Annotated in this window: 21 protein-coding genes; 14 read left to right on the forward strand and 7 right to left on the reverse strand. The window is 73.0% G+C overall.

What is annotated here, in order from left to right; all coding sequences use genetic code 11:
* Nucleotides 1-42 precede the first annotated feature (42 nt).
* Genes ACZ7JZ_RS01120 through ACZ7JZ_RS01130 form a run of 3 tightly spaced genes read left to right on the forward strand, consistent with a single transcriptional unit; the run spans nt 43 to nt 3583 of the window.
* Nucleotides 43-1038 (forward strand): glycosyltransferase family 2 protein, encoded by a 996-nt coding sequence (locus ACZ7JZ_RS01120; RefSeq protein ID WP_470931863.1) that lies wholly within the window; start codon nt 43-45, stop codon nt 1036-1038.
* On the forward strand, nt 1038-2402 hold the full coding sequence (locus ACZ7JZ_RS01125; RefSeq protein WP_470931865.1) for a polysialyltransferase family glycosyltransferase: 1365 nt from the start codon (nt 1038-1040) through the stop codon (nt 2400-2402). Before ACZ7JZ_RS01120 ends, ACZ7JZ_RS01125 begins: the two co-directional genes overlap by 1 nt.
* Nucleotides 2399-3583: an acyltransferase family protein gene (locus ACZ7JZ_RS01130; RefSeq protein ID WP_470931867.1), complete on the forward strand. Its 1185-nt coding sequence runs from the start codon at nt 2399-2401 to the stop codon at nt 3581-3583. The genes ACZ7JZ_RS01125 and ACZ7JZ_RS01130 overlap by 4 nt, the downstream gene beginning before the upstream one ends.
* Here ACZ7JZ_RS01130 and leuE read toward each other — a convergent pair.
* Together leuE and ACZ7JZ_RS01140 are read right to left on the reverse strand one after the other, a co-directional pair.
* On the reverse strand, nt 3576-4256 hold the full coding sequence (leuE, locus tag ACZ7JZ_RS01135) for a leucine efflux protein LeuE (protein WP_470931869.1): 681 nt from the start codon (nt 4254-4256) through the stop codon (nt 3576-3578). The genes ACZ7JZ_RS01130 and leuE overlap by 8 nt on opposite strands.
* Nucleotides 4257-4392: 136 nt before the next feature.
* Nucleotides 4393-5973, reverse strand: a complete 1581-nt coding sequence (locus tag ACZ7JZ_RS01140; protein ID WP_470931871.1) for an acyl-CoA mutase large subunit family protein — start codon at nt 5971-5973, stop codon at nt 4393-4395.
* 117 nt (nt 5974-6090) lie between these two features.
* Between ACZ7JZ_RS01140 and ACZ7JZ_RS01145 the strand changes: the two genes are divergently transcribed.
* Nucleotides 6091-6927: a L,D-transpeptidase family protein gene (locus ACZ7JZ_RS01145; RefSeq protein ID WP_470931873.1), complete on the forward strand. Its 837-nt coding sequence runs from the start codon at nt 6091-6093 to the stop codon at nt 6925-6927.
* Between the two features lie 263 nt (nt 6928-7190).
* Here ACZ7JZ_RS01145 and ACZ7JZ_RS01150 read toward each other — a convergent pair whose 3' ends face one another.
* Together ACZ7JZ_RS01150 and ACZ7JZ_RS01155 are read right to left on the reverse strand one after the other, a co-directional pair.
* Nucleotides 7191-8312 carry a hypothetical protein gene (locus ACZ7JZ_RS01150; RefSeq protein ID WP_470931875.1) on the reverse strand — a complete coding sequence of 374 codons (1122 nt, stop codon included), beginning with the start codon at nt 8310-8312 and terminating at the stop codon, nt 7191-7193.
* A complete protein-coding gene (locus ACZ7JZ_RS01155; protein ID WP_470932429.1) occupies nt 8312-9031 on the reverse strand; it encodes an RNA polymerase sigma factor in 720 nt (239 codons plus the stop codon). The genes ACZ7JZ_RS01150 and ACZ7JZ_RS01155 overlap by 1 nt, the downstream gene beginning before the upstream one ends.
* Before the next feature lie 423 nt (nt 9032-9454).
* Here ACZ7JZ_RS01155 and ACZ7JZ_RS01160 point away from each other — a divergent pair, with 423 nt between their 5' ends.
* The 9 genes from ACZ7JZ_RS01160 (at nt 9455) to ACZ7JZ_RS01200 (ending at nt 17571) form a co-directional block, all read left to right on the forward strand.
* On the forward strand, nt 9455-10030 hold the full coding sequence (locus ACZ7JZ_RS01160) for a 2-oxo-4-hydroxy-4-carboxy-5-ureidoimidazoline decarboxylase (protein WP_470932431.1): 576 nt from the start codon (nt 9455-9457) through the stop codon (nt 10028-10030).
* 134 nt (nt 10031-10164) lie between these two features.
* Nucleotides 10165-10545, forward strand: coding sequence for a succinate dehydrogenase, cytochrome b556 subunit (gene sdhC / locus ACZ7JZ_RS01165; protein WP_470931877.1), 381 nt, complete (start codon nt 10165-10167; stop codon nt 10543-10545).
* Nucleotides 10546-10550: 5 nt separating this feature from the next.
* Nucleotides 10551-11030 carry a succinate dehydrogenase hydrophobic membrane anchor subunit gene (locus tag ACZ7JZ_RS01170; RefSeq protein WP_470931879.1) on the forward strand — a complete coding sequence of 160 codons (480 nt, stop codon included), beginning with the start codon at nt 10551-10553 and terminating at the stop codon, nt 11028-11030.
* A gap of 25 nt (nt 11031-11055) precedes the next feature.
* Nucleotides 11056-12810 (forward strand): succinate dehydrogenase flavoprotein subunit, encoded by a 1755-nt coding sequence (gene sdhA, locus ACZ7JZ_RS01175; RefSeq protein ID WP_470931881.1) that lies wholly within the window; start codon nt 11056-11058, stop codon nt 12808-12810.
* Nucleotides 12810-13568, forward strand: a complete 759-nt coding sequence (locus ACZ7JZ_RS01180; RefSeq protein ID WP_470931883.1) for a succinate dehydrogenase iron-sulfur subunit — start codon at nt 12810-12812, stop codon at nt 13566-13568. The genes sdhA and ACZ7JZ_RS01180 overlap by 1 nt, the downstream gene beginning before the upstream one ends.
* A 166-nt stretch (nt 13569-13734) precedes the next feature.
* The gene (locus ACZ7JZ_RS01185; RefSeq protein ID WP_470931885.1) at nt 13735-14511 is read left to right on the forward strand and encodes an alpha/beta fold hydrolase; all 777 of its coding nucleotides are present in this window, start codon (nt 13735-13737) and stop codon (nt 14509-14511) included.
* Between the two features lie 1333 nt (nt 14512-15844).
* Nucleotides 15845-16249: a hypothetical protein gene (locus tag ACZ7JZ_RS01190; protein WP_470931887.1), complete on the forward strand. Its 405-nt coding sequence runs from the start codon at nt 15845-15847 to the stop codon at nt 16247-16249.
* A 3-nt stretch (nt 16250-16252) separates the two neighbouring features.
* Nucleotides 16253-16708: a thiol-disulfide oxidoreductase DCC family protein gene (locus ACZ7JZ_RS01195; RefSeq protein ID WP_470931889.1), complete on the forward strand. Its 456-nt coding sequence runs from the start codon at nt 16253-16255 to the stop codon at nt 16706-16708.
* Between the two features lie 11 nt (nt 16709-16719).
* Nucleotides 16720-17571: a TetR/AcrR family transcriptional regulator gene (locus ACZ7JZ_RS01200; RefSeq protein ID WP_470931891.1), complete on the forward strand. Its 852-nt coding sequence runs from the start codon at nt 16720-16722 to the stop codon at nt 17569-17571.
* Between the two features lie 63 nt (nt 17572-17634).
* On the opposite strand, the gene ACZ7JZ_RS01205 is transcribed toward ACZ7JZ_RS01200, so the two are convergent.
* On the reverse strand, nt 17635-18930 hold the full coding sequence (locus ACZ7JZ_RS01205; RefSeq protein WP_470931893.1) for a metallophosphoesterase: 1296 nt from the start codon (nt 18928-18930) through the stop codon (nt 17635-17637).
* A complete protein-coding gene (locus ACZ7JZ_RS01210) occupies nt 18927-19214 on the reverse strand; it encodes an SCO4848 family membrane protein (RefSeq protein ID WP_470931895.1) in 288 nt (95 codons plus the stop codon). Before ACZ7JZ_RS01210 ends, ACZ7JZ_RS01205 begins: the two co-directional genes overlap by 4 nt.
* A gap of 121 nt (nt 19215-19335) precedes the next feature.
* Between ACZ7JZ_RS01210 and ACZ7JZ_RS01215 the strand changes: the two genes are divergently transcribed.
* Nucleotides 19336-20589 carry a D-alanyl-D-alanine carboxypeptidase family protein gene (locus ACZ7JZ_RS01215; RefSeq protein WP_470931897.1) on the forward strand — a complete coding sequence of 418 codons (1254 nt, stop codon included), beginning with the start codon at nt 19336-19338 and terminating at the stop codon, nt 20587-20589.
* Here the strand turns inward: ACZ7JZ_RS01215 and ACZ7JZ_RS01220 are convergent.
* Complete coding sequence (locus ACZ7JZ_RS01220; protein WP_470931899.1) at nt 20540-21535, reverse strand: YihY/virulence factor BrkB family protein; 996 nt, start codon at nt 21533-21535, stop codon at nt 20540-20542. The two genes, ACZ7JZ_RS01215 and ACZ7JZ_RS01220, sit on opposite strands and share 50 nt — an antisense overlap.
* Nucleotides 21536-21677 lie beyond the last annotated feature (142 nt).

Genomic DNA, 21677 nt, shown 5'->3' on the forward strand with positions numbered 1-21677 from the left:
CGGTCCATGGTGAATGCCGCCCCAAGTCCTAGTGTCACTCGGGTGGTCAAGCTCTCTGTCGTCGTGCCGTTCTTCAACGTGCAGACATACGCACCAGATGCCCTCCGGAGCCTGCGCGCCAATGCGCGGGAGGACTTCGAGTTCGTCCTCGTGGACGACTGCTCCACGGACGGGACGCCCGGTCTCCTGGAGCGCGCGGCCGCCGAACTGCCCGGCGCGGTGTACGTACGGCACGAGGTGAACGGCGGTCTCGCCACCGCCCGCAACACCGGGCTCGACGCGGCCCGCGGCGAGTACCTGGCCTTCATGGACGGGGACGACTGGCTGGCCCCCGGGCACCTGGCCCGGGTGCTGTCCGCCATCGAGACCCTGGGCTGCGATTTCGTACGCACCGACCATGTGCAGTGCACCGGGCGCAACCGCAGCGTGCAGCGGGTGCCGCACGGCCCGCAGGGAGAGGTGCTCGACCCGCGCGAGGCCATCCTGCCCGCCGACCGGTCCACGTCGGTGGACTACCCCTTCGCCTGGGCCGGGATGTACGCCCGGCGGCTCGCGGACCGGGGGCTGCTGCACTTCACGGACGGGCTGCGGACGGCCGAGGACCGGCCGTGGATCTGGCGGCTGCACCGGGAGGCGGAGAGCTTCGCCGCCGTGGGGCTGCCGGGGCTGTTCTACCGGCGCGGGGTCGCCACCTCGCTCACGCAGATCGGCGACGTGCGCCAGCTCGACTTCATCCGGGCATTCGACCAGGTACTGGCCGATACGACCGGGGACCGGGAAGCCGACCGGCTTATGCCCAAGGCCGTGCGCACCTATTGCGCGATCATCGCCCATCATGTCGGCAATATCGAAAGGTTCGAACCGGCCGTGGCCAGAAAACTTCGCTCCATGGCCTCGGCTGCATTGCGGAGAATGCCTCAGGACGTTCTCGACGAGGCATTGAATTCCATGGATGCGGAGCGGGCGGTGCGGCTGCGCCGGCTGCGCCGCCGTCCGGCCGGCCCGGAGGGCCAGGGCGGCCCGGAGGTGGCCGCCTGATGGCCGCGCCCCGCACCACCCAGATCTTCCTGGCCTCCACCCTCTACGGCATCGCCACCCTGGCCGCCGCCCTCGACGCGGGCTGCTTCCGCCCGGCCGACCGCCGGATCCTGCTCGTCAGCAACAACGCGGCCGTGCCGGAGACCACCCCCGGCCCCGCCGAGATGCCCGGCTTCGGCCTGCTCGCGGGCCGCTTCGACGAGGTCCTCGACTGGAACGCCGTCATCGCGCCCTTCCACCCGGGCGGCTGGCAGCCCCGCACCGAGGACGCCCCGCTGTGGGAGCGGCAGTTGAGGCACCTGTGGGGGCTCGGCGAGGACCGCGTCGAGCTGGTCGTCGAGTCCATCCAGGTCGCGCCCGCGCAGGCCCTCGTGCAGCTGTTCGCGGGCGTGCCCGTGGAGGTCTACGCCGACGGGCTGATGAGCTACGGCCCCACCCGCAACAAGCTCGACGCGCTGACCGGGCTGCGCATCCGGCGGCTGCTCCACCTCGACCTGGTGCCGGGCCTGGAGCCGCTGCTGCTCGGGGAGTTCGGCGTACCGGCCGAGGTGGTGCCCACCGCGGCCTTCCGCACGGTGCTCGACGAGCTCGCCGCCGACCCGGAGTGCGCCCCCGGGCCGGGGGCCGGCGCCCGGCCCGCCGTACTGCTCGGCCAGTACCTGTCCGCCCTCGGCCTGATCACCCCGCAGGAGGAGGAGGAGCTGCACGTCCGGATGGTCCGCGGCGCCCACGCCCTCGGCCACACCGAGCTCGTCTTCAAACCCCACCCCAGCGCCCCGGCCCGCTGGTCGCGCATGGTCGAGGAGGAGGCGGAGCGGCTCGGCGCCCGGCTGCGGGTGGCGGACCGCCCGGTCCTGGCCGAGGTGCTGTACGCGCAGCTCGAACCGGCCCTGGTCGTCGGCTGCTTCTCCACCGGCCTGCTCACGGCGGCGAGCCTGTACGGGATCCCCGTGGCCCGCACCGGCACCGGCCCGCTGCTCGACCGGATCACCCCGTACGAGAACAGCAACCGCATCCCGCTCACCCTCGTCGACGCCCTGCTGCCCGACCTGGACGCGGGGCGGCCCGTCGGGGACTGGAGCCCGCCCGGGCCCGCGGCCCTGGAGGAGCTGACCGGCCTGGTCACGGCCGTGGGGTACGCCATGCAGGCGCAGATCCTGGCCGGGCGCCGGGCGGCGGCCGAGCAGTACCTCGCCACCCGCCTGGACGAGCGCACCTGGCGGTACTTCAAGAAGCGCCGCCTGACGGCGCTGGGGCTGCCCGGCGCCGTACCGCCGCAGCTGGCCTTCATCCCGCGCAGCCCGGCCGTGCGCCGGGTGGTGCGCCGGGTCCGGCACCTGCGCCGCACCGCCGCCCGCCGGTGAGCGCCCCCGGGACCGCACCCGCGCCGATACCCTCCCCCGCCGGGGCGGGCGGGACGGCCGGGGACACCGCGCCCGCGCCCGTACCCGCTGCCGGTGCTCCCGGTGCTCCCGCCCCCGGCGGGAAGCGGCGGGCTGCGCCGCCGCGGCTGCGGGCCCTGGACGGGCTGCGGCTGCTGGCCGCCCTGATGGTCGCGGGCTACCACTACGCCGGGCGCGGCGGCGAGGTGGCCCGGTCCTGGGGGGCCTCGCCGCGCGAGCTGTTCCCCGGGTCCTCGCCCTGGCTGGCGTACGGCTGCCTCGGGGTCCAGATCTTCTTCGTCATCAGCGGTTTCGTCATCTGCATGAGCGCCTGGCAGCGGCCCCTGCGCTCGTTCTTCGCCTCGCGGGTGTCCCGGCTCTACCCCGCGTACTGGGCCGCCCTCGTGCTCGTGACCCTGGTCTTCGCCCTGCCCTGGGCCGGCCGGTCCGCCGTGCCCGCCTCGGACTTCCTGGTGAACCTGACCATGCTCCAGCAGCCCGTGGGCGCCGACCGGGTGCTCGGCGTGTGCTGGACCCTCTGGGCGGAGCTGCGCTTCTACGCCCTCTTCGCGCTGTTCGTGGTGCTGCCGGGCGGCGGCCGGCAGCGGATCCTGCTGTTCTGCGCCGCGTGGACGCTCGCGGCCGCACTCGCGGACGCCGCCGGCAGCGAGCTGCTGCGGCAGGTGCTGATGCCGGAGTACGCGCCGTTCTTCATCGGCGGTATCGGCCTCTACCTCGTCCACCGCAACCACCGCGACGCCCTGGCCTGGGGCGTGGCCCTGTCGGGCTGGCTGATCGGGCAGCACTACGCCGTGGCCGGGCTCTGGCACGCCCCGGACCCGCGGTTCTTCTCGTACCGCAGCGCGGCCGTGATCGTCGCCGTGGTCACCGCGGGGTTCGCGGCCGTCGCCCTGATCGCGCTGGGCCGGCTCGACCGGCTGAACTGGCGCTGGCTGACCGTGGCGGGCGCGCTCACGTACCCCTTCTACCTCGTGCACGAGCACCTGGGCTGGGTGGCCATCGCGTACCTGCACCGCACCCTCGGGCTGCCCCCGACGGCCACCCTGCTGGGCACGACCGCGCTCATGCTGCTGCTGGCCTGGCTGCTGCACCGGCTGGTGGAGAAGCCGCTCACCCCGCTGCTGCGGCGGGCCCTCAGCTGACGGCGAGCTTGGCCGCGAAGCCGAGGAAGAGGACGCCCGCGGCCGAGGTGACCCCCGCCGAGAGCCGGCGGCGCCGCCGGAAGGCCTCCGACAGCCGGGCGCCGCTGAAGATGAGCGCGCTCAGGTAGGTCATGCTCGCGATCTGCGACAGCGTGCCCAGCAGCAGGAAGGACAGGGCCGGGTACGGGTACGCGGGGTCCACGAACTGCACGAAGAACGACAGCAGGAAGAGGATGGCCTTCGGGTTGAGCAGGCTGACCACCAGCGCCCGCCGGTACGGCCGCTCGCCCGAACCCGCGCCCCCCGGGGCTGCACCCGCACCCGCCGCGGCCCCGCCCCGGTCCTCCAGCGGGTCCACGCGGGCGGCGCGGGTGCGCCACAGCCCCCACGCGGCCCGCATCATGCCGACGGCTATCCAGGCCAGGTACCCCGCGCCGAGCACCTTCACGATGCCGAAGAGCAGCGGGCTGGCCTGCAGCAGCGCCCCGGCACCGACGGCGGCGAGCACCATCAGCACCGTGTCGCCCGTGAAGACCCCCGCGGCCGCGCGGTAGCCGTCGCGGACCCCGCGGCGGGAGGCCACGGAGAGCACGTAGAGGGAGTTGGGTCCCGGCAGCAGGACGATCAGCACCAGCGCCGCGACGTACGTCGGAAGATCGGTCACACCCAGCATGTCCGGAGTGTCGCACGGAGGTACGACAACGGCGCCAGTCAGTTTCGTCACGTGAGATGACACCTGACAGCCGGGGCCTGCGCACGCCGTCTCCGGGGCCGCCCCGGAGCAGCCCCCCGGGCAGCGCCCGGAGCCCTCAGAACGTGTCCGCGGGCACGTACGTGCCCCACACCTCCCGCAGCGCGTCGCAGACCTCGCCGACCGTGGCCCGGGCCCGCAGGGCCTCCTTCATCGGGTACAGCACGTTGTCCGTGCCCGCCGCGGCCTCCCGCAGGCGGGCCAGCTCCCGCGCCACCCGCTCCCCGTCCCGCCCGGCCCGCAGCCGGGCCAGGGCCGCCGCCTGCCGCTCCTCGATCGCGGGGTCCACGCGCAGCGGCTCGTACGGCTCCTCCTCGTCGAGGGCGAAGCGGTTCACGCCCACGACCACCCGCTCGCCGCCGTCCGTCTCCAGCGCGATCCGGTAGGCGTTCTGCTCGATCTCCGCCTTCTGGAACCCGGCCTCGATGGCCGCCACCGCCCCGCCGAGGTCCTCGACCCGCCGCATCAGCCCGAGCACCGCCTCCTCCAGCCCGTCCGTCAGCGCCTCGACCGCGTACGAGCCCGCGAAGGGGTCCACGGTCGCCGTCACGTCCGTCTCGTACGCCAGGACCTGCTGGGTGCGCAGCGCGAGCCGGGCGGACTTCTCGGTGGGCAGGGCGATGGCCTCGTCGAAGGAGTTGGTGTGCAGGGACTGGGTGCCGCCGAGCACGGCGGCCAGCCCCTGCACGGCCACCCGCACCAGGTTCACCTCGGGCTGCTGCGCGGTCAGCTGCACCCCCGCGGTCTGGGTGTGGAAGCGCAGCATCATCGACTTGGGGTCGCGGGCCCCGAACTCCTCCTTCATCACCCGCGCCCAGATCCGCCGCGCGGCCCGGAACTTGGCCACCTCCTCCAGGAGGGTGGTGCGGGCCACGAAGAAGAACGACAGCCGGGGCGCGAACTCGTCCACGTCCATGCCCGCCGCCAGGGCGGTGCGGACGTACGCGATCCCGTCGGCCAGGGTGAAGGCGACCTCCTGCGCGGGCGAGGCCCCCGCCTCGGCCATGTGGTAGCCGGAGATGGAGATGGTGTTCCACTTCGGCAGCTCGGCCCGGCAGTAGCGGAAGACGTCGGCGACCAGCCGCAGCGAGGGGGCCGGCGGGAAGATGTACGTCCCGCGGGCGATGTACTCCTTCAGCACGTCGTTCTGGACGGTCCCGGTCAGCCGGTCCCCCGGGACGCCCTGCTCCTCGGCCACCAGCTGGTAGAGCAGGAGCAGCAGGGCGGCCGGGGCGTTGATGGTCATCGAGGTGGAGACCCGGTCGAGGGGGATCCCGTCGAACAACACCCGCATGTCCTCGACCGAGTCGACCGCGACCCCCACCTTGCCGACCTCGCCGTGGGCGGCCGGTGCGTCGCTGTCGTAGCCCATCTGCGTGGGCAGGTCGAAGGCGACGGACAGGCCGGTGGTGCCCTGCCCGATCAGCTGCCGGTAGCGGGCGTTGGACTCGGCGGCCGTGCCGAAGCCCGCGTACTGGCGCATGGTCCAGGGGCGGCCGGTGTACATCGTGGGGTACACCCCGCGGGTGTAGGGGTAGCCGCCCGGCTCCCCGAGCTGCCGCTGCGGGTCCCGTCCGGGGTGGTCCGCGGGACCGTACACCGGCCGGATGGGCAGTCCCGACTCCGTCTCGCGCGCCATGTGCGTACCTCCGTGCGGGGTCCGTGTCACGTACTGGCAACATCGTCGCGCCGTCCGCAACCGTGCACGTCCGGGCGGCATCCATTACGTACACACGCAGATATTCGGGGGAGACCAATGCGCCGCAAAACCGTCATATTCCACACGTTCGCGGCAGTCGCCGCCATGGCCGTGGCGGTCGGCTGCGGTCCGTCGGACGAGCCCGGCCCGGCCGGTACGGACAGCGGGGCGGTCGGCGCCGCGCCCAGCCCCTCGACGGACGACAAGCCGGGCGGCGGCCCCTCCGCCTCCGCCGAGCCCTCCGCCTCCGCGCCGGCCTCCAGCGGCCCCCTGATGGCGGACGGCACGGAGAGCGAGCAGGTGCGCGAACTCCAGGCCCGGCTGCGGCAGCTCGGCCACTTCAAGCGCAGCCCCACGGCCTTCTACGGCACCCTCACGGGCGCGGCGGTCAAGGCCTTCCAGGAGGACAAGCAGCTGCCGGCCACGGGCACCGTGGACGGGAGGACCTGGCAGGTGCTGCTGGAGTCCTCCCGCAAGCCCACCGGGAGCGAGCTGAACCCGCCCACCACCAAGGAGCTGGCCGCGCCCGACCCGCGGTGCCTGACCGGCCGGGTGCTGTGCATCAGCAAGGAGAGCCGCACCCTCGCCTGGATGGTCGACGGCAAGGTGGTCTCGGCGATGGACGTCCGCTTCGGCTCCGAGAACACGCCCACGCGCGAGGGCGAGTTCAAGGTGGACCGCAAGGAGGTCGAGTGGACCTCGACGCTCTACCACACCGAGATGCCGTACTCGATGTTCTTCAGCCGGGGCCAGGCCGTGCACTACTCGGCCGACTTCGCGGCGCGCGGCTACTCGGGCGGTTCGCACGGCTGCGTGAACGTCCGCGACAAGGCGCGGCTCGCGTCGGTGTTCAAGCAGGTCAACGTGGGTGACAAGGTCGTCGTCTACTGGTGAGCCGACGGCGGCCGCAGGGCGGCGGCCGGGCGGGACGCAGGGGGCGCGGGCAGGGCCGGGGGAACGTGCCCCGCCCGCGCCAGGTGCGCAGAGCCCAGGGGTACGGGGGGAACCCCGGCTCATGCGCGGCCGATGACCAGTCGGCTCACTAGGTACTGCGCCGACGGGTCGGAAAGTGTTACAGCCGGGTGCGGGGGCCCGCCGGAACCGGAGTGTCCGGCCTGTTTCCGGGCGGCCGGGCCGGGCTGCGGTACGGGTCCCGCTCAGTCCTCGCCGCTGCCGAAGCCCAGCTTCGGGAGGTCGCCGTCCCCGCCGCCGCCCGGCCGGGAGCCGGCGGGCGGGGTTTCGAGGATCTCGTTGTCGCCCGGGTCGGCGGGCTCCCGGCCGCCCGAGCCGCCCGTACCCCCGGAGCCGCCCGCGGCGGAACCCGCGTCGGCTCCGGTGCGGCCGGTGATCCGCTCGCAGAACTTGTCCAGGCGGGTGCCCTGTGCGGCGCGCTCCAGCCGCTTGCGGCGCTCCCGGTCCAGCCGGCCCGCCTCCAGCTCCCGGCAGAAGGCGGCCAGGGCGGTGCGGCTCAGGACGCTGTCCCCGCCGTCCCCGTCCCCGCTGCCCGCGCCGCCGGAACCGCGCTCGCGGTCCTTGCCCTTGGCCTCGTCGTCGCCGGCGGCGCCGGCGTCGGTGCCCGCGTCCGGGGTGGGCGTGGCCTGCGGGTCCGGGGACTCGGAGCTGCCCGAGGCGCCGCCGACGGCCTGCAGCCGGTCCGCCGGGACCCCCTCGACGGGGTGTCCGGTGGCGCCCGGTGCGGTGGTCCCGGGTACGGGTGCGGGGCCGACGGACAGGGCGGGGCCGGTGCCCGCGACCTCCCGCCCGTCGCGCAGCATCCCGCTGCCCGCGGCGAAGGCGGCCCCGCCGAGGGTGGCGGCGGCCAGGGTCGCGGCCAGGGCCAGGCGCACCGGGCGGGCGGAGCGGCGGCGGCGCACCGGCGCGCCGCAGTTCCCCGCCGGGTGCGGTGCGCCGAGGCGGACGGTCAGGGGGGTGTCCGCGGCGGGGCCTGCGTACAGGTCGTGCACGTGCGGGTCGGCGGGGTGCGGGGCGGCGTACGGGTCCGCGGTGCGGCCGTCGGCCGCGTGCGGGTCAGCGGCGTACGCGGCCGGGGCCGCGGGCCGGGCCGCGCGGAAGGCGGCCAGGGCGGCCGCCTCGCCGGGGAGTTCGCCGGAGCCGGGGGCGCGCGGTACGGGTACACCGGAGCCGAGCGCGCCGAGGGCCTGCGCCAGGCGTTCCGCTTCGGCTTGCGCACGGGGGCCTTCGAGGGGCTCGAGCGGTTCGCCGCGCAGCAGTTTCTCCGCCGCGGCTCCGTCGAGCCACCTGTAGCGATCGTCGGCCATCACATGTCCTTCTGCGTACGCCAACGCGAATGCGTCACACCGGTGCGCGCCACCGGGCCTTCGCGGTGGGCCCGCTGCGCCGGTACGGCGTCGAGCTCCCCGGGGTCTGCCTGGCCCCGGGAACCGCCGGGTTCGCCGGGCGGGCCGTGGGCCTCCGCATTATCCCCGAATTCGCCGCCGATCATCTCGGCGAGCCGCTTGAGCCCGCGGTGGGCGGCGGTGCGGACGGCTCCGGGGCGCTTGCCGAGGGTCTCGGCCGCGCTCTTGGCGTCGAGGCCGACGACCACGCGCAGGACGACGGCCTCGGCCTGGTCCTGCGGGAGTTTCGCGATGAGGGCCATGGTGCGGCCGGTGGCGAGGGCTTCCATCGCCTCGCCCGCGGTATCGCTGTCGGCGGCCCTGCCGGTGAGTTCCGTTTCGTCTCCGCCGACGGCCGGCCGGCGGCCGCGCATCCGGACGTGGTCCAGGGCGCGGTTGCGGGCTATTCGGGCGGCCCAGCCCCGGAAGCGGTCGGCGTCGCCGCTGAAGGAGCCGAGGTCCCTGGCGATCTGCAGCCACGCCTCCGAGGTGACGTCCTCGGCGTCGGCCTCGCCGACGAGCGTGCGTACGTATCCGAGCAGCCGTGGATGCACGGCGCGGTACACAGTCCGGAAGCCGTTCTCGTCGCCGCACTGTGCCGCGAGCACCGCGGTGGTCAGCTCCGCGTCGTCCCCCAGCAAAGTCCCCAACCCGTTCACTGTCCTGTTACGTCCTGCGCAAATCAGCACGTTACGGCTTTCACGTACCCGCCGTCCATGTGTAGTACAACCAGCAACCATCCGTACGCGAAGCGGGGTGTGACACAAAACGCACCCGCGGCGCTGTAGGGGGTACGGGCTTGTCGCACGAGCCCGTGTCGGACGGCGGCCGGGGCCTCTCCTGTGGGGGGTGGCGGCCTCGGCTGTCGCTCCGGACCCCCGGGTCCCGCCCGCGCCGGCCGCACCCCGCACGTCCCGCCCCCTGCGTGCACCACACCCCCTCCCCCGGCACCGCCCGGTCCACTCCCCCTCGTACGGGTGAAATCCGCGTATCCGTACGACGCCGCCGCCCCGCCCTCGATAGCGTGGCCGCACACCCCCCGCTGCGCCGCCCCGAGGAGCCCCCTGCTGTCCAGCCACTTCCCGGCCCAGGTCCGCGGCAGCTCAGGGCTGGCCCGGTTCAACGCCGCGCCGGCCGCGGAGGCCGAGGAGGAGCTGCTGCACTGCTGCGGCAGCCGGCGCTGGGCCCACCGGCTGGCCGCCCACCGCCCCTACCCCGACCTGGGATCCCTCCTGGCAGCCGCCGACGAGGCCGGGTACGACCTGTCCCCCGCGGACCTCGCGGAGGCGCTGGCCGACGAGGACTCGGCGGAACTGCACCACGGCGCACCGTACGCCGCCCACCTCGCCCTCGGGGCCGCTCACGCGGAATACGAGCGGAAATTCGGCCACGCCTTCGTCATCTGCCTGGACGGCCATCCGGCGGAGGAGCACCCCGACCAGGTGCTCGCCGGGATCCGGCACCGGATGGCCCACGAGCAGGAGGAGGAGCGGGCCGTCTCGGCGGAGGAACTGCGGCGGCTCGCCCGGTCCCGGCTGACCGCGATGGTCGGCGGAGGGGCTCCGGCCGGCCCGGCGGCCCCGGTACGCCCGGAACACACCGGTTCCGCCCTGTCGGATAGCCCGTCCGTGCCTGTTTGATCACACCAGAGGCCCCCGCGCGAAGGAACCGACAACTCGTCGCTACGATGTCCGGGGCCGGAGGACCGTACCCGGCCGGGCCCGACCGACAACGAAGCCGGCAGGCCCCCGCCCCGCTTCCGGAGGGTTATTCCGTGCCGGCTGGAACGTTGTACCGCGGCCGGGAAGGAATGTGGTCCTGGGTGGCTCATCGAGTCACCGGCGTCCTCATCTTCTTCTTCCTGTTCGTACACGTCCTCGACACCGCTCTCGTCCGCGTCTCCCCCGAGGCGTACGACGATGTCGTGGCGACCTACAAGACCCCGATCGTCGCGCTGCTGGAGTACGGCCTCGTCGCCGCCATCCTGTTCCACGCGCTCAACGGTCTCCGTGTCATCGCCGTGGACTTCTGGTCCAAGGGCCCGCGCTACCAGAAGCAGATGCTCTGGACCGTCGTGGGCATCTGGGTCGTGCTGATGGCCGGGGCCCTGTACCCCGTGCTCGGCCACGCAGCCGCTGAACTGTTCGGGAAGTGACGCCGATGTCCGCAGACACCTCTTCTTCCGCCGTCGGCGATGTCGAGGGCGTAAGCCTGTACGACGTCGACAACCCGGCCCCGTACATCGAGGCCCCGCGCAAGCGCACCGGCAAGACGCCGCGCTCGACCCGCGGCAACTTCGAGATGGCCGCCTGGCTCTTCATGCGCCTGTCGGGCATCGTGCTGGTCGTCCTGGTCATCGGCCACCTCCTGATCCAGCTGGTGCTGGACGGCGGCGTGTCGAAGATCGGCTTCGCCTTCGTGGCCGGCCGCTGGGCCTCCCCGTTCTGGCAGATCTGGGACCTGCTGATGCTGTGGCTGGCCATGCTGCACGGCGCGAACGGCCTGCGTACCGTCATCAACGACTACGCGGAGCGCGCCAACACGCGGCTGTGGCTGAAGGGCCTGCTCTACACCGCCACGGTGTTCACCATCCTTCTGGGCACGCTGGTGATCTTCACCTTCGACCCGAACATCCGCTAGGCAACGGGGCTGAGGCGAAACACTGATGAAGATCCACAAGTACGACACCGTCATCGTCGGCGCCGGCGGCGCGGGCATGCGCGCCGCCATCGAGGCGACGAAGCGCAGCCGCACCGCCGTGCTGACCAAGCTGTACCCCACCCGCTCCCACACGGGCGCCGCGCAGGGCGGCATGGCCGCCGCGCTGGCCAACGTGGAGGAGGACAACTGGGAGTGGCACACCTTCGACACGGTCAAGGGCGGTGACTACCTGGTCGACCAGGACGCCGCCGAGATCCTGGCGAAGGAGGCCATCGACGCCGTCCTCGACCTGGAGAAGATGGGCCTGCCGTTCAACCGCACCCCGGACGGCACCATCGACCAGCGCCGCTTCGGCGGCCACTCGCGCAACCACGGCGAGGCCCCGGTCCGCCGGTCCTGCTACGCCGCGGACCGCACCGGCCACATGATCCTCCAGACGCTGTACCAGAACTGCGTCAAGGAGGGCGTGGAGTTCTTCAACGAGTTCTACGTCCTGGACCAGCTCATCACCGAGGTGGACGGGGTCAAGCACTCCGCGGGCGTCGTCGCGTACGAGCTGGCCACCGGCGAGATCCACGTCTTCCAGGCGAAGGCCGTGATCTACGCCTCCGGCGGCACCGGCAAGTTCTTCAAGGTGACCTCCAACGCGCACACCCTCACGGGTGACGGCCAGGCGGCCTGCTACCGCCGCGGCCTGCCGCTGGAGGACATGGAGTTCTTCCAGTTCCACCCGACGGGCATCTGGCGCATGGGCATCCTGCTGACGGAGGGCGCCCGCGGTGAGGGCGGCATCCTCCGCAACAAGGACGGCGAGCGCTTCATGGAGAAGTACGCGCCGGTCATGAAGGACCTCGCGTCCCGTGACGTCGTCTCGCGCTCCATCTACACGGAGATCCGCGAGGGCCGCGGCTGCGGCCCCGCCGGCGACCACGTGTACCTGGACCTGACCCACCTCCCGCCGGAGCAGCTCGACGCCAAGCTCCCGGACATCACGGAGTTCGCGCGCACCTACCTCGGCATCGAGCCCTACACGGACCCGATCCCGATCCAGCCCACCGCGCACTACGCCATGGGCGGCATCCCGACCAACGTCGAGGGTGAGGTCCTGTCGGACAACACCACCGTCGTCCCGGGCCTGTACGCCGCCGGCGAGGTCGCCTGCGTCTCCGTGCACGGCGCCAACCGCCTCGGCACCAACTCGCTGCTGGACATCAACGTGTTCGGCAAGCGCTCCGGCATCGCGGCCGCCAAGTACGCGGCCGAGGCCGACTACGTCGAGCTGCCGGAGAACCCGGCCCAGCTCGTCGTCGACCTGGTCGAGCAGCTGCGCAACTCCACCGGCAACGAGCGGGTCGCCGACCTGCGCCTGGAGCTGCAGGAGACCATGGACGCGAACGTCATGGTGTTCCGCACCGAGCAGACGATCAAGACCGCGGTCGAGAAGATCGCCGAGCTGCGCGAGCGGTACAAGAACGTCTCGATCCAGGACAAGGGCAAGCGGTTCAACACGGACCTGCTGGAGGCCATCGAGCTGGGCAACCTGCTCGACCTGGCCGAGGTCATGGCGGTCTCCGCCCTGGCGCGCAAGGAGTCCCGCGGCGGTCACTACCGCGAGGACTACCCGAACCGCGACGACGTCAACTTCATGCGCCACACCATGGCGTACCGCGAGGTCGCGGCCGACGGCTCGGACTCGGTCCGCCTGGACTACAAGCCCGTCGTCACCACCCGCTACCAGCCGATGGAGCGTAAGTACTGATGGCTACCCCGACCCTGGACAAGGTGGAGTCCGAGGCAGCCGCCTCGCACAACATCACGGTCACCTTCCGGATCCGCCGCTTCAACCCCGAGGTCTCGGACCAGGCGGAGTGGCAGGACTTCCAGATCGAGATCGACCCGAAGGAGCGCGTGCTCGACGGTCTCCACAAGATCAAGTGGGACCTCGACGGCACGCTGACCTTCCGCCGCTCGTGCGCGCACGGCATCTGCGGCTCCGACGCGATGCGGATCAACGGCAAGAACAGGCTCGCCTGCAAGACGCTGATCAAGGACATCAACCCGGAGAAGCCCATCACCGTCGAGGCCATCAAGGGCCTCACGGTGATGAAGGACCTCATCGTCGACATGGAGCCCTTCTTCCAGGCGTACCGGGACGTCATGCCGTTCCTGGTCACCAAGGGCAACGAGCCGACGCGCGAGCGCCTGCAGTCCGCCGAGGACCGCGAGCGCTTCGACGACACCACCAAGTGCATCCTGTGCGCCGCGTGCACCTCCTCGTGCCCGGTGTTCTGGAACGACGGCCAGTACTTCGGCCCGGCGGCGATCGTCAACGCGCACCGCTTCATCTTCGACTCGCGCGACGAGGCCGGGGAGCAGCGCCTGGAGATCCTGAACGACAAGGACGGCGTGTGGCGCTGCCGCACGACCTTCAACTGCACCGACGCGTGCCCGCGCGGCATCGAGGTCACCAAGGCGATCCAGGAAGTCAAGCGCGCGCTGATCACGCGCCGCTTCTGACCCGCCCGGCCGCCGTGCGCAGGCCCGCACCCCCCGGGGGGGGTACGGGCCTGCGCCGTATCCGCCGCGCCCGGGGGCCTGGGCCCTGCCCCTGCCCCTGCCGTACGGGGATTCGCCGGTCGGCAATTCGCTGGTCGGCACTGCATGGACCTGCCAGGATGCCGCCATGATCATTTCTCATGACGTGGACGGCCCGCTCGACGGCCCCGCCGTACTGCTCCTGCACTCGACCGTCTGCGACCGCCGCATGTGGGACCCCCAGATCGGGCCGCTCACCGCGGCCGGATACCGGGTGGTGCGCCCCGACTTCCGCACCTGCGGGGCGTCCCCGGCGGCCACCGCGCCGTACTCCGACGAGACCGACGTACTCGCCCTCCTGGACCACCTGGGCATCGAACGGGCCGCCGTCGTCGCCGCCTCGTACGGGGGCCGCGTCGCCCTGCGCGTGGCGGCCCTGGCCCCGGAGCGGGTCACCGCGCTCGCCCTGCTGTGCGCGGGCCGGCCGGGCCAGGAGCCGGGGCCGGCGCTGCGGGGCTTCTGGGACGAGGAGAACGCCCTCCTGGAGGCCGGCGACGTCACCGGCGCGGTCGACCTCAACGTCCGCACCTGGCTGGGCCCGGACGCCGCACCGGAGGTACGCGCGCAGGTGGCCGACATGCAGCGCCGCATCTTCGACACCGCCCTCGCCGCGCACGCGGCCGGGGCGGAGGACCACGAGCTGCCAGAGCCGGACCTCGACCTGAAGACCGTGACGGCGCGCACGCTGGCGGTGGGCGGCGCGCACGACCTCGCGGACTTCCGCGAGGTGGCCGCGTCCCTCCCGGCCCTCCTCCCCGACGCCCGCCACATCGAACTCCCCTGGGCCGCCCACCTCCCGTCCCTGGAACGCCCCGAGGAAACCACGTCCCTCCTCCTGTCCTTCCTGAACCCCCAGGACGGGTAACCCGCGGGCCGGGGCGGGGTACGGATCCCAGCTCCGGGCCGGGGTCTCCACCCCCGGAGCGGGCCGGGGTACGGCGCCCAGCTCCCGGCCGGGGTCTCCACCCCCAACCGTCCACCCCCGCCGACCCGTCTTTGCCCACCGCCCCCGGAGCGGGCCGGGGTACGGCGCCCAGCCCGTACGGGGTTGGGTGGGCGGCCCGTGTCGCGGCGCGGGGTCGGGGCACCCCCCGGGGCCCGTTCCGACCCGGCTGTCCGGCCCCGTCAGGGGCTGGCCCCCGGGACGAAGTCCGGGGGGTTCGTTGCGCGGGCTTGGTCCATCCCCAAGTCCCGTCTCGACCCCGTCTATCCAGCCTCGCCAGGGGGTCCCCCCGGACGAAGTCTGGGGGAGTTTGAGGCGCGGGGTCTGGGGCGGAGCCCCAGTTTCGGGAAGGGGCGGGTAGGGGAACCAGCACCGCGCAGCGGCCCCCGCTACCCCCGGCCCACCTCTCTGACCCCTTACCCGGGTCGGGAAGGCTCTCCGGTGTCTGCTCGCATGTCTGAGGGTGCGGCCGTCCCGCGGCACCCTGTCAAGGGCGCTCCCTTCGGTCGCGTCGCTGCGCGACTCCGCTTCGCTCCGCCCTTGACAGGGCACCACGGGACGTCAAGTCCCAGACTTGCCAGCAGCCACAGGAGAAAAAGCAGCAGGGGGACCAGGACCCCGGCCGGTCCGGATAGCCAGGCGGGCCCGAGCCCGCCGGACCCCCGCCCCCCGGGCGGAAAGACAACCGACACAAGCCGCGACGGATCGCTACACAGCCACGGCCGACTCAGCGGCAGCCGGACCGCCCGGGGCCGGGCAACGGCCGCCAACGACCGCTACGCGCTCCGCCCGGCCAGGCGGCCTGCGGGCCGCCCTCGGCTGGGCAAAGGCCGCCAGGGATCGCTACACGCTCCTGCCGTCCCGGCGGCAGCCGGACCGGCAGGGGCCGGGCAACGGCCGCCAACGACCACTGCGCGCTCCGGCCGTCTCAGCGGCCTCCGGGCCGTCCCGTGTCCTGTGAGCCGCTGGACGGGACTCAAGGCACAGCACCCGGCAGACAACCACCCCGCCACGGGACCCAAGGCCGCCTCCCGTGCCCTGAGATCCGCTGAACGAGCCTCAGAGCACGGCAGGACCACTGCTGTCGCGAGGCGGCGGGGCCGGGGGCCGCCGAACAGCCCCTGCTGCGTAGCGATCCGCCGCGCACCCGCCACCATCGACTTGAACGTGTTCAACCCCGAGCTTGAACGCGTTCAAAGAACCCCCTACAGTGAGTCCCGTCAGCCTTTTGAACACGTTCAAGGAGGCGGGGGGCATGGACCTCACCGTGGTCGCGTACGTCATCTACCTGCTCATCAGCGTCGGACTCACCATCTGGGTCGCGCGCACGCTCAGCCGCAACGGACGGATCTTCATCTCGGACGTGCTCCAGGGGAACGAGAAGCTCGCCGACGCCGTGAACCACCTCCTGGTGGTCGGCTTCTACCTCGTGAACTTCGGCTTCGTCACGCTCTACCTCCGCGCCGCGGAGAGCATCACCGACGCCCGCGGCCTCTTCGAGGCCCTCTCGGTCAAGCTCGGCGTGGTCCTGCTCGTCCTCGGGTTCATGCACCTCGCGAACGTCTACGTGCTGAACAAGATGCGCCGCCGCAGCACCCTGGAGCGCCAGAACACCCCGCCCGTGGCCCCGCAGGGCTGGACCACCCCGGCCGGAGCCTGAGCCGTGACCGCGCCCGCGCCCGCGTACGGACCGCAGCCCGTCAGGCGGCTGACCGTCCTCTACGACGCGAACTGCCCGCTCTGCGTACACATCAGGCAGTGGCTGCTGAGCCAGCGCTGGCTGGTCCCGCTCTCGCTGGTACCGGCGAACTCCTTCGAGGCCCACCGCCGCTTCCCGCAGCTCGACCACGCCGCCACGCTCCGCGAGATCACCGTGGTCGGCGACCGCGGGCAGGTCTTCACCGGCACCAGCGCCTTCATCGTCTGCCTCTGGGCCCTGACCGAGTACCGGCCGAAGGCGTACTGGCTGGCCACCCCGGCCGGTGCGCCCTTCGCCCGGGCGACCATGCTCGCCGCCGCCAAGTGGCGCGAGGCCACCCGGGACGGGGGCGGACCCGCCGGACCCGGCGGCACGGCCTGCGAGGACGGCGCGTGCCACGCGCCCGGTACGCCCGGATAGGCTCGGGAACCGTGACAGACACGAAGCCCGTGGACGCGAAGGCGGCCAAGAGCGAGCAGACCCGCACGCTCATCCTCGAAACCGCGCTCCGGCTGTTCCAGGAGCGCGGTTACGACAAGACGACCATGCGGGCGATCGCGAAGGAAGCCGGAGTCTCGGTGGGCAACGCCTACTACTACTTCGAGTCGAAGGAACACCTCGTCCAGGGGTTCTACGACCGCATCGGCGCCGAGCACCTGGAGGCCGTGCGCCCGATCCTGGCGCGCGAGACCGACCTGCAGGCCCGGCTGTCGGGGGTCCTGACCTCCTGGCTCGACATCGCGGCGCCGTACCACGAGTTCGCCGCCCAGTTCTTCAAGAACGCGGCCGACCCGCAGAGCCCGCTCAGCCCCTTCTCCGAGGAGTCCGAGCCGGCCCGCAACCAGGCGATCCGGATGCACCGCGAGGTGCTCGCCGGTTCGAAGACGAAGGTGCCGGCGGAGCTGGCGCAGATCCTGCCCGAGCTGATGTGGCTCTCGCAGATGGGCCTGGTCCTGTACTGGGTCTTCGACCGCTCCGAGAACAGCGAGCGGACCCGGCGGATGGCCGAGCGCGGCGCCGCGCTCACCACCCGCGGCATCCTCCTGGCCCGCTTCCGGATCCTGCGCCCGCTGGTGCGCGAGCTGCACGAGCTGTTCGACGACTTCCTGCCGGGGATGACCGGGCCGGCGCAGGAGCCCGCCCCCGCAGCGGATCCGGAGGACGGCGCGGAAGTCGGCGCGGGCGACGGCACGGAAGACGCCCACGACGGCGGCCCCGGGACCGCCGCGAAGCCCAGGGCGACGCGGCGGGCGGCGAGGACCGCACGCAAGGCCGGGCAGTAGCCGGGACGCCGGGCCGGGCGGCAGGCCGTCCCGGGCGGGCGATGCCGCAGCCGGCCTCGAAGATCACGAGTGGTAGGAGGCGAGTTCCACGACGGTGATGTCGGACGGTGCGCCGACCCGGACGGGCGGCCCCCACGCACCGGCTCCGCGGGAGACGTAGAGCTGCGTGTCGCCGTAGCGCTCCAGCCCGGCCACGGTGGGGTTGGCGAGCTCGGCGAGGTAGTTGCCGGGCCACAGCTGGCCGCCGTGGGTGTGCCCGGACAGCTGGAGGTCCACCCCGTGCCGGACCGCGTCGTGGATGACCACGGGCTGGTGGGCGAGGAGCACGGCGGTGCGGCCCCGGTCGCGGTCGCCGAGGGCCTTCGCGAAGTCGGGTCCCTGCCCCTCGCTCTCGCCCGCGATGTCGTTGACCCCGGCGAGGTCGAAGCCGGGCAGCTCGGTGCGGGCGTTCTCCAGCGGGTGCAGGCCGAGTTCGCGCACGTGGTCCACCCACTGCTGCGCGCCCGAGAAGTACTCGTGGTTGCCGGTGACGAAGAAGGTGCCGTGCCGGGCGCGGAGCCGGGCCAGGGGCTCGGCGGCCGAACCCAGGTCGGCCACGTCCCCGTCGACGAGGTCGCCCACGATGGCGATCAGGTCGGGCTGGGTGGAGTTGACCGTACGGACGATCCGCTCGGTGTGGGCCCGGCCGAGCACCGCGCCGATGTGGACGTCGCTCACTACGGCGATCCGGAATCCGTGCGCCGCCCGCGGCAGCTTCGCCAGCGGTACGGTCACCCGCTTGACCGAGGGCCCGTTCAGGACCCCGTACGCCCCGGCCCCGACGGTGCCGGCCGCGGCGGCCACGGCCGCTCCGGCGAGGGAGCGGGCCACGAAGGTGCGGCGGGTGAGGGAGGGGCGCTGCGGCCCGGGGTCCGGGGGCGCGGCCGCGGTCTCCGTGGCGGCGCCCGCGCCCGCTCCCGTACCGGCGGCGGAAGCGGAGGAGGTGTCGGCAGCAGAAGCGGAGGAAGCGGTCCGGGGGGCCGCCGCCACGGTCTCCCGGGCCGCCGACCGGCGCAGCCACAGGGCGCGGACCGGCTCGGCCACCAGCAGGGCCAGGACCAGGTACAGCAGGAACGGCAGCCACAGGTACCCGGGCCACGCGACGGCCTGCTGGACGGCGAACGGCATTCCGGCCCGGCCCGCGGTCAGGGCCGCGAGGGAGAGCAGCGGGAGGACGATCAGCGCCCAGGTGCCGGCCCTGCGGGCGGGGCTGCCGGGGGCGGTCGTATCGCGGACGGTGCGGATCCACACCCAGCGGTGTACGAGGGCCAGCACGGCCAGGACCGCGAGCACGGCCGCCACGGCGATCACCACGCTCATGCCGCAGCCCCGGAGGACTCGGAGGAACCGGCGTCCCCGTCACGTGATCCCCGCCGCAGCGCGCGTACTCCGCGCAACCCGATCAGGCCCACGGCCGTCCCCAGGAGAAGGGACGTGACGGCGAGGGTGAGGTGCACCCAGAAGTACGCTGTCGGGTCCCCCGCGTCGTCGAAGGCCTGGCCGCTGCCGTCCTTCCAGAGGTTCCGTACGAAGGACACCCAGATGAACCAGCTCCACACCCCGAAGGCGAGCAGGAACCAGGATGCGGCGCGGCTCAGTCTCATGGTTCCAGTATCGGTTCCGTCCCCAGGACGGCCGCGTCGGGGTGGGCTGTCCCGGCGTCCCTTGCGGCGGGTTTTCCGGAGCCGCTCGGCATCCCCGCAGACTGCATGTACTTTCACCTGCGTGTCTGCCAAGAAGACCGCGCTGACGGTCCTTACCGCCGCGCTGCTGCTGCCCGCCCTGGCGGCCGGCCCGGCCTCCGCCGCACCCACTCCGCCGCCCGCCGACGCCAAGGGCCAGACGAAGAAGGAGCCCGCGCCGCCGGCCTCGATGTCCACGGTCGGCGGGGTCCGGCTGGGCCAGCCGGGCACCCAGGTGAACCTGGTGCCCGGGGTGCCCGCGCTGCCGGCGAAGCTGACCGGCCGTTCGTGGATCGTGGCGGACGCGGAGTCGGGCGAGGTGCTCGCCGCGCACAACGCGCACTGGCGGCTGCCCCCGGCCTCCACGATGAAGATGCTCTTCGCGGACACCGTGCTGCCCGCCCTGCCCAAGGAGCAGGTGCACAAGGTCACGGACGCCGAGCTCCAGGGCATCGGCGCGGGCAGCAGCCTGGTCGGGGTCAAGGAGGACCAGGAGTACTCCGTCCACGACCTGTGGCTCGGGGTCTTCCTGATGTCGGGCAACGACGCCGTGCACGTCCTGGCCTCGATGAACGGCGGGGTGGAGAAGACCGTGCGGGACATGCAGGCGCACGCCGAGGAGCTCCAGGCCCTCGACACGCAGGTGGTGTCCCCGGACGGGTACGACGCCCCGGGGCAGGTGAGCAGCGCGTACGACCTGACGCTGATCGCGCGCTCGGGGATGCAGAAGAAGGACTTCCGGGAGTACGCGGCGACGGCGACCGCCCAGTTCCCCGGGGAGGCGAAGCCGGGCAAGAAGCGGCCCACCTTCGGGATCCAGAACACGAACCGGCTGATGACGGGCGCGCACCAGGTCACCCCGTACAAGGGGATCGCCGGGGTGAAGAACGGCAATACGACGATGGCGGGGTCCACCTTCACCGGCGTGGCCCAGCAGGGCGACCGCAAGCTGCTGGTGACGGTGATGAACCCGAGCGCGGGCAGCGGGAACCCGGTCTACGAGGAGACCGCGGCCCTGTTCGACTGGGGGTTCGCGGCGGCCGGCAAGGTGAAGCCGGTCGGTGAGCTGGTGCCGCCGAAGAGCGCGGACACCCGCCCGCACGGCTCGCCGGCCCAGTCGCACGAGGACAACTCCGGCGACACCCCGGAGACGGCGCAGGCCGTGGAGCAGCAGGGCGGCGGCTTCGCCACGGCCCTGGCGGTCACGGGCGGGGTGCTGGCGCTGCTGGCGGGCGGCGGCTTCGCCGTCAACCGGCGCTGGCCGCGGAGCCGCCGGACGGCCGCGGGCGGGGAGTGACGGACGGGGGCCCCTCGGGCTCCCCCTCCGCCGGTTCCTTCCTTGGTCCCTCCGCCTGCGCCTCCGTCTCCCCCGGCTCCGGCGCCCCTTCCTCCCCGGCCTTCGGCGTGGCCGTCCAGGCCGCGCAGAACAGCAGCAGTTTCGCCGTGAAGCTGATCCACAGCAGCAGGGCGATCGGCACGCCGAAGGCCCCGTACATGCTCTTCGCCGCCACCTCGCGCATATAGCCGCTGAGCAGCAGTTTCAGCAGTTCGAACCCGGCGGCCCCGATGAGGGTGGCGACCACGAGCCGGCCGCGCGGGGGCTGCACCCCGGGCAGCAGGGTGAGCACGTACAGCAGCAGCAGGAAGGCCGCGAGCACGCCGACCCCGAAGGCGGCGGAGCGCAGGACCGCGCCGCCCGCCCCGTCCCGGGGTACGCCCAGCCATTCGGCGCCCTTGCCGACGGCGCTGGAGCCGATGACGGAGGCGGCGGCGGAGGCGAGTCCGGCGGCGCCGAGGCCGAGGAGCACCGCGCCGTCCTTGAGCTTGCGGACGACCGGGTTGCCCTCGTCCTCGTCGTCCTTCTCCCAGACGGCGCGCAGGCAGTCGCGCATGGAGCCGACCCAGCTGATGCCGGTGACGAGGAGGACGGCGCCGGCGACGAGTCCGACCGTGCCGGCGTTGTCGACCAGTCCGGAGATGTTCAGCTGGTCGGAGATGCCGGGGACCTGCTCGGCGAGGCTGTCCTCCAGCTTGTCGAGCTGCTTGGGGGTGAGGAGGGCGGCGCCGACGGCCGCGGCCACGGTGAGCAGGGGGAAGAGGGAGAGGAAGCTCGTGAAGGTGATGGCGGCGGCGAGCCGGGTCCACTGGACCCGGTCGAGGCGCTCGTACGCGAGCCAGGCGCGGGTCCGCATCAGCTGTGTGACGAGCGGGCCGACCACGGGGAGCTTCTTCAGCCAGTCCATGGGCTCACGGTAGACGCGAACGGCCTACGGGGCGGGGAAGCCGGACCGGGCGGCTCCGGGGTGCCGGACGGCCCGGGGTGGATCGACCCGATGCGCCGGAAATCACCGGATTTGTCCCTATTGGGCGCTACCGTCGGGCGCA

Source organism: Streptomyces sp. NPDC038213 (assembly GCF_055600495.1).

Bases quoted from the DNA above. Each gene is read 5' to 3' on its own strand.
- ACZ7JZ_RS01140 (WP_470931871.1), bottom strand. From the start codon at position 5,973: ATGGCGCGCGAGACGGAGTCGGGACTGCCCATCCGGCCGGTGTACGGT.
- ACZ7JZ_RS01170 (WP_470931879.1), top strand. From the start codon at position 10,551: ATGTCCGCAGACACCTCTTCTTCCGCCGTCGGCGATGTCGAGGGCGTA.
- sdhA (WP_470931881.1), top strand. From the start codon at position 11,056: ATGAAGATCCACAAGTACGACACCGTCATCGTCGGCGCCGGCGGCGCG.
- ACZ7JZ_RS01180 (WP_470931883.1), top strand. From the start codon at position 12,810: ATGGCTACCCCGACCCTGGACAAGGTGGAGTCCGAGGCAGCCGCCTCG.
- ACZ7JZ_RS01150 (WP_470931875.1), bottom strand. From the start codon at position 8,312: ATGGCCGACGATCGCTACAGGTGGCTCGACGGAGCCGCGGCGGAGAAA.
- ACZ7JZ_RS01210 (WP_470931895.1), bottom strand. From the start codon at position 19,214: ATGAGACTGAGCCGCGCCGCATCCTGGTTCCTGCTCGCCTTCGGGGTG.
- ACZ7JZ_RS01205 (WP_470931893.1), bottom strand. From the start codon at position 18,930: ATGAGCGTGGTGATCGCCGTGGCGGCCGTGCTCGCGGTCCTGGCCGTG.
- ACZ7JZ_RS01190 (WP_470931887.1), top strand. From the start codon at position 15,845: ATGGACCTCACCGTGGTCGCGTACGTCATCTACCTGCTCATCAGCGTC.
- ACZ7JZ_RS01220 (WP_470931899.1), bottom strand. From the start codon at position 21,535: ATGGACTGGCTGAAGAAGCTCCCCGTGGTCGGCCCGCTCGTCACACAG.
- ACZ7JZ_RS01125 (WP_470931865.1), top strand. From the start codon at position 1,038: ATGGCCGCGCCCCGCACCACCCAGATCTTCCTGGCCTCCACCCTCTAC.
- leuE (WP_470931869.1), bottom strand. From the start codon at position 4,256: ATGCTGGGTGTGACCGATCTTCCGACGTACGTCGCGGCGCTGGTGCTG.
- ACZ7JZ_RS01145 (WP_470931873.1), top strand. From the start codon at position 6,091: ATGCGCCGCAAAACCGTCATATTCCACACGTTCGCGGCAGTCGCCGCC.
- ACZ7JZ_RS01185 (WP_470931885.1), top strand. From the start codon at position 13,735: ATGATCATTTCTCATGACGTGGACGGCCCGCTCGACGGCCCCGCCGTA.